Below are 6103 nucleotides of genomic sequence, written 5' to 3'. Positions count from 1 at the left end.
CCCCGCGCGGGTCGCCGTGCGCGGCGCCGACGCGACCCGACCGTGACGGCGGCCGATGAGCGACGCCGTCGGCGCCTGGAAGATCACCGTGCCGCGGCCGACCGTGGTGCTGACCGTCCCGGCGGCCCCCGAGCACGCCTCCTCGGTGATGGGCGATGCCCTGTCGGCACAGGGGTACGCGGTGCGGAGCGTGGGCCCCCTGGCCGCCGAGGTGACGCGGACCCACTGGTGGAGCCTCGCGTCGGGTGTGCTGCCCGAGAAGGAGCGCCTGACGCTCGAGACGGTGCCGGGGACCGGCGTCCGGCTCTCGTACGTCCGTGGCGCCGACGCGTCGGGTGCGCCGGCGCGCGTCGTGGCGGCGCTCCGGGCCACCGTCCACCGCCTCCGGGCCGAGGGGCACACGGTGTCGGTCGGTCCGTGGGAGTCGGGCCTTTCGAGCGGGCGCTGACCGCCGGGTCCCGCGGCCCGCTGACCGCCGCAGGGGCCGGGGCGACGAGTCGGCCGTCGACCCGGAGCGCCGTCCCGCCGCCCGCCGCCGTCCCGCCGCCGTCCCGGGGGAAACGCCCGGCAGTCGGGCGAAAGCGTGGAGCGGGAGGCCGGACGCGGCGATGCAGCCGGTACCGTGTCGGTCGGCATTCGACAGGGCGGCAGCGCAGGCCCGCAGGCAGCACGACAGGACGGGCAGGCATGTCGATCACGGCGCAGCGCGGAACGGACATCGGCCCGCCGCCCGTGCCCACGGGTCAGGTCGTGCTCCAGCCGCCGCCGGAGATCCAGCCGTCCGACGGCGTCAGCGGCGTGCTCGCCAACGTGATCCCGATGCTGGGGAGCGTCGGCTCGATCGTGTTCGTCGCCGTCTCCCAGCCCGGCCCGAAGGGCATGATCGCCGCCGGGATGTTCCTCGTCGCGTCGCTGGGCTTCGTCGGGGTCAACGGGTGGCGGCAGCGGGCGCAGCACCAGGCGGCCGTCGTCGGTGCCCGGCGTGAGTACCTCGCGTACCTCGCCGACCTGCGCAGGACGGTCCGGCAGGTCGCCCGCGCCCAGCACCTGGCGGCCCTGTGGGACGCGCCCGATCCGAGGGCGCTCGTGGCGGTCGCCGAGGAGCGGTCGCGGGTCTGGGAGCGGGGCACGGACGCGCCGCGCCTCCTGAGCGCGCGCGTCGGCACGGGCGCCCAGCAGCTCGCGCTCGAGCTGGAGCCGCCGCAGACCCCGCCGCTCGCGCAGCTCGACCCGGTCGCGGCGTCGGCGGCCCACCGTTTCCTCGTCACGCACCGCGTCCTGCAGGACGTCCCGCTCTCCTTCGACGTCCGCAGCGCGGCGACCGTCGAGGTCGCGGGCGCCGAGGCCGAGGCGCGGGCCTTCGTGCGGGCGCTCGTCACGCAGCTGGCGACGTTCCACGCGCCGGACCTCCTCCAGGTCGCCGTGATCGCGTCGGACCGGGCCCTGCCCGAGTGGGACTGGGTGAAGTGGCTCCCGCACGCGCACTCGACGACCGTGCACGACGCCGTCGGTGCGGCGCGCATGATCGGCACGTCGCTCGCGGAGATCGAGGCGCTGCTGCCGGAGGGTCTGCGTGACCGGCCTCGGTTCGGCCCGGCCCTCGGCGGGGGCCCGCTGCCGCACGTGCTCGTGGTAGTCGACGGAGGCCACGTGCCGCTCGGCAACGCGATCCTCACGACGGACGGCGTGCTCGGCGTGACCCGGGTGGTCCTGCCCGAGCGGTGGGACGAGCTCGACGACCCGAGCACCGTCCGCTTCGTGCTGGGTGACGCGTCGGGCGACGGCACGAGCGTGCCCGTCGAGGTCCAGCGCGACGGCATGGAGCCGACCCAGATGCGGGGCGACCTGCTCTCGGTGGCCGAGGCGGAGGCGACCGCCCGCCGGCTGCTGCCCGTCGCCCCGATCAGCGGACCGGAGCGCAACGACGGCCCGGTCCTGTCCGAGCTGACCGACCTGCTCGGCATCGGCGACATCCGGGACCTCGACGTCGCCGAGACGTGGCGACCGCGCCTCGCGCGGGACCGCCTGCGGGTGCCGATCGGGCTCACCCCGCAGGGGCAGCCCGTCGCGCTCGACATCAAGGAGTCGGCGCAGCAGGGCATGGGCCCGCACGGCCTCATCATCGGCGCCACCGGCTCGGGCAAGTCCGAGGTGCTGCGCACCCTCGTGCTCGCGCTCGCGATCACCCACTCGCCGGAGGACCTCAACTTCGTCCTCGTCGACTTCAAGGGCGGCGCGACGTTCGCCGGCATGGCGGACATGCCGCACGTCTCGGCGATCATCACGAACCTCGGCGAGGAGCTCACGCTCGTCGACCGCATGCAGGACGCCCTGCAGGGCGAGATGGTGCGACGCCAGGAGCTGCTGCGCGCCGCGGGCAACTTCGCCAACGTCGCCGACTACGAGAAGGCCCGCCGCGACGACCGCCCGGACCTGGCCCCGCTGCCCGCTCTGCTCATCGTGTGCGACGAGTTCTCCGAGCTGCTCACCGCGAAGCCGGAGTTCATCGACCTGTTCGTGACGATCGGGCGTCTGGGCCGGTCGCTGCAGATGCACCTGCTGCTGTCGAGCCAGCGGCTCGAGGAGGGACGCCTGCGGGGCCTCGACTCGCACCTGTCCTACCGCATCGGCCTGCGGACGTTCTCGGCGGCGGAGTCCCGGACGGTCCTCGGCGTCCCCGACGCGTACGAGCTGCCGCCGGTCCCGGGCGTCGGCTTCCTCAAGCCGGACCCGACGTCGATGGTGCAGTTCCGCGCCGCGTACGTGTCGGGCGCGCCCAAGGGTCGCCGCCACAGCTCGTCGACCGAGGCGCGGGCCAGCTCCCGTGCCCGCCTCGAGTCGTTCACCGCCGCGCCGGTGCTCACCGTGGCGGTCCGCGACGAGCCGGAGCCGGTGGTCGAGGACGACGGCGAGAAGCGCGCGACGTTCGACATCGCCGTGCAGGCCATGTCCGGCCACGGGACGCCCGCGCACCAGGTGTGGCTGCCGCCCCTCGAGATCCCGACCACGTTCGACCAGCTCATGCCGGACCTGGTGGTCGACCCGGAGCTCGGGCTCGTCTCGCCCGGCTGGCGTGCCGCGGGCGCGCTGCGTGTCCCGCTGGGCATCGTGGACCGCCCGCTCGAGCAGCGCCGCGAGACCCTCGACATCTCGCTGGAGGGCGCGGCCGGTCACCTCGCCGTCGTCGGCGGTCCCCGCTCGGGCAAGAGCACCTTGCTGCGGTCCGTGGTCACGGGGCTCGCGCTCACGCGCACGCCGCAGGAGGTGCAGGTCTACGTCCTCGACTTCGGCGGCGGCACGTTCACGCCGCTCGCGGCGCTGCCGCACGTCGCGGGCGTCGCGGTCCGCAGCGAGCCGGACGTGGTCCGTCGGGTGGTCGCGGAGATCGAGTCGCTCGTCGACGCGCGCGAGCGCTACTTCCGCACCCAACGGATCGACTCGGTCGAGACGTACCGGACGCGGCGCGCCCAGGGGCTCGCCGACGACGGCTACGGCGACGTGTTCCTGGTCGTCGACGGCTGGAGCACGGTGCGTGCCGAGTTCGACGAGCTGGAGGCCCGCCTGCAGGCCCTCGCCGGGCGAGGGCTGACCTTCGGCGTGCACCTGCTGGTGTCGTCGAGCCGCTGGATGGACTTCCGCACCCAGGTCAAGGACCTGCTCGGCACCCGGATCGAGCTCCGGCTCGGCGACCCGAGCGACTCCGAGATCGACCGCAAGGTCGCCGCGAACGTGCCTGCGGGCCGGCCGGGTCGGGGCATCGTCGCGTCCCGACACCACGTGCTCGCGCCGTTGCCGCGGATCGACGGGGACGGCTCCGCCGACACGCTCGGCGCGGGCGTCGACCACCTGGTCCGGTCGGTCGCGCACCACTGGAAGGGGGCGGCGGGCCCGAAGCTGCGGCTGCTGCCCGAGAAGGTCTCGCTCGACGAGATCCGGGCCGCGGCGGGTCCCGACGACCGCCGGCTCCTGCTCGGCATCGACGAGGCGGCCCTCGCCCCGGTCGGCCTCGACCCCGCCGAGGACCCGCACCTGTACGCGTTCGGCGACGGCGACGCCGGGAAGTCCGCGCTGCTGCGCGCCACCGCGGCGGAGATCCGCCGGCTGTACACCCCGGCGCAGGCGCAGATCTTCGCCGTCGACCTGCGTCGCGCGCTCCTGGGCGAGATCCCCGACGAGTACCTCGCCGGCTACCTCACGACGCAGGACCAGGCGGCCACCGAGCTGTCCGGGCTGGCGTCGTACCTGCGCGGTCGCCTGCCCGGGCCGGACGTCACCGCCGAGCAGCTGCGGTCGCGGTCCTGGTGGTCGGGCGCCGAGGTCTTCGTGCTCGTCGATGACTACGACCTCGTCGCGACGTCGGCGGGCAACCCTGTCGCGGCCCTCGCGCCCCTCCTCGCGCAGGCGGGCGACATCGGGCTGCACCTCGTCCTGACCCGCCGCGCGGGCGGCGCGAGCCGTGCCCTGTTCGACCCGGTCCTGCAGGCGCTGCGCGACCTCGCCGTCCCGGGTCTGGTGCTCTCCGGCAGCCCGGACGAGGGCCCGCTCGTCGGGTCGGTCCGGCCGGTGCCGTCGGTCTCGGGCCGGGGTCAGCTCGTGACGCGGTCGCACGGCCGGCAGGTCGTCCAGGTCGCCTGGCAGCCGCCGAGCGCGTGATCCCGGCGACACGGCTCACGGCCGGGCGCGGCGGCGACGGACCCGGCTGAGCCCTGGGTACGCTCGCCCGCATGCCGGCTCAGACCCGCAAGGCGCGGTACGCCAAGCGCCGCAAGCGCCGGATGGACGCCGTCGAGCACGACCTGCGGCCCGAGCAGTGGGCGGCGCTCGTCGAGGCGTGGGGTGGCTGCGCGTACTGCGGCGCCACCGGTGTCCCGCTGCAGCGCGACTGCGTGCTGCCGATCTCGCGGGGCGGCCGGTACACGCTCGACAACATCGCCCCGGCCTGCGCGTCGTGCAACGCCAGCAAGTGCAACGACGAGGTCACCGGCTGGCTGCGGCGCAAGCGGCTCGACGAGCGGGCGTTCCTCGTGCGGCACGTCGAGATCCAGCGGGCGTTGCGGGCCCGGTTCGGGTCCGTGGACGCCCCGGCCGGGACGAGCGCCCAGGAGCCGACGTCCGGTCCCTGACCGGTTCGTCGCGACGACGTCGCCGCGGCCGGCCGACGCCGCCGCCGTTGTCGCGACGAGCCGGCGGGTCGATGCTGGCGCCATGCCCGACTACGGTCACCCGCTCCGGTTCGGCACGTTCGTCACGCCGTCCAACGCACCGCCGGAGCACCCCGTCGGGCTGGCGATCCTCAGTGAGGAGCTCGGGTTCGACCTCGTGACCTTCCAGGACCACCCGTACCAGCCCGCGTTCCTCGACACCTGGACGCTGCTGACCTGGGTGGCCGCGCACACCCACCGGGTCGAGCTCGCCGGCAACGTGCTCAACCTGCCGTTGCGCCAGCCGGCCGTGCTGGCGCGCTCGGTCGCGAGCCTCGACCTGCTGACCGGCGGCCGCGTCGCGCTCGGGCTGGGGGCGGGGGCGTTCTGGGACGCGATCGAGGCGATGGGCGCCCCGCGGCTGACTCCCGGTGAGAGCGTCGACGCGCTCACGGAGGCGATCGAGGTGATCCGCGGCGTGTGGGACACCGACGGGCGCGGCCCGTTGCGTGCGGGCGGCCGGCACCACCACGTGGACGGCGCCAAGCGCGGTCCGGCGCCGGCGCACGAGGTCCCGATCTGGCTGGGGGCCCTGAAGCCGCGGATGCTGCGGCTCGTCGGCCGGTCGGCGCAGGGGTGGCTGCCGTCGCTCGGGCGCCTGCAGCCGGGCGACCTGGGTCGCGGGAACGCGACGATCGACGCCGCCGCGGTCGCCGCCGGGCGGGACCCCCGGGAGGTCACGCGCCTGCTCAACATCGGCCCGCAGGTCGGCGTCGACGAGGTGGTGCGGCTCGCGGTGGAGGACGGCGTGAGCGTGTTCGTCGTCGCGTCGGACGACCCCGGCGAGCTCGAGACCGTCGCCCGGGACGTCGTCCCGGTGGTGCAGCAGCGCGTCGGCGAGGCGCGGCGGTCCGCGGAGCGCCCGGTCACGTGACGGTGGGGCGCCCGGAGGACCGGACGCC

At 75.4% G+C, this 6103-nt stretch carries 4 protein-coding genes; all 4 read left to right on the top strand.

Going from position 1 to position 6103, the window contains the following annotated elements; all coding sequences use genetic code 11:
- Positions 1 to 55: 55 nt before the first annotated feature.
- The 4 genes from Cch01nite_RS14355 (at position 56) to Cch01nite_RS14340 (ending at position 6075) form a co-directional block, all read left to right on the top strand.
- Entirely contained in the window at positions 56 to 448 is a 393-nt protein-coding gene (locus Cch01nite_RS14355) for a hypothetical protein (protein WP_203756226.1), read from the top strand.
- A 239-nt stretch (positions 449 to 687) separates the two neighbouring features.
- Positions 688 to 4653 (top strand): type VII secretion protein EccCa, encoded by a 3966-nt coding sequence (gene eccCa / locus Cch01nite_RS14350; protein WP_203756224.1) that lies wholly within the window; start codon positions 688 to 690, stop codon positions 4651 to 4653.
- Positions 4654 to 4724: 71 nt separating this feature from the next.
- A complete protein-coding gene (locus Cch01nite_RS14345; protein ID WP_203756212.1) occupies positions 4725 to 5123 on the top strand; it encodes an HNH endonuclease in 399 nt (132 codons plus the stop codon).
- Positions 5124 to 5205: 82 nt separating this feature from the next.
- Positions 5206 to 6075 (top strand): LLM class flavin-dependent oxidoreductase, encoded by an 870-nt coding sequence (locus Cch01nite_RS14340; protein ID WP_203756209.1) that lies wholly within the window; start codon positions 5206 to 5208, stop codon positions 6073 to 6075.
- Positions 6076 to 6103: the final 28 nt, after the last annotated feature.

It is taken from the genome of Cellulomonas chitinilytica (assembly GCF_016862675.1).
GTDB classification, from domain to species: Bacteria; Actinomycetota; Actinomycetes; order Actinomycetales; family Cellulomonadaceae; genus Cellulomonas; species Cellulomonas chitinilytica.
Note: the sequence above shows the minus strand (reverse complement) of the source record. Positions and strands in the feature narration are given on the sequence as shown.

Coding starts and splice junctions, on each gene's coding strand:
- Cch01nite_RS14355 (WP_203756226.1), top strand. CDS start 56: ATGAGCGACGCCGTCGGCGCCTGGAAGATCACCGTGCCGCGGCCGACC.
- eccCa (WP_203756224.1), top strand. CDS start 688: ATGTCGATCACGGCGCAGCGCGGAACGGACATCGGCCCGCCGCCCGTG.
- Cch01nite_RS14345 (WP_203756212.1), top strand. CDS start 4,725: ATGCCGGCTCAGACCCGCAAGGCGCGGTACGCCAAGCGCCGCAAGCGC.
- Cch01nite_RS14340 (WP_203756209.1), top strand. CDS start 5,206: ATGCCCGACTACGGTCACCCGCTCCGGTTCGGCACGTTCGTCACGCCG.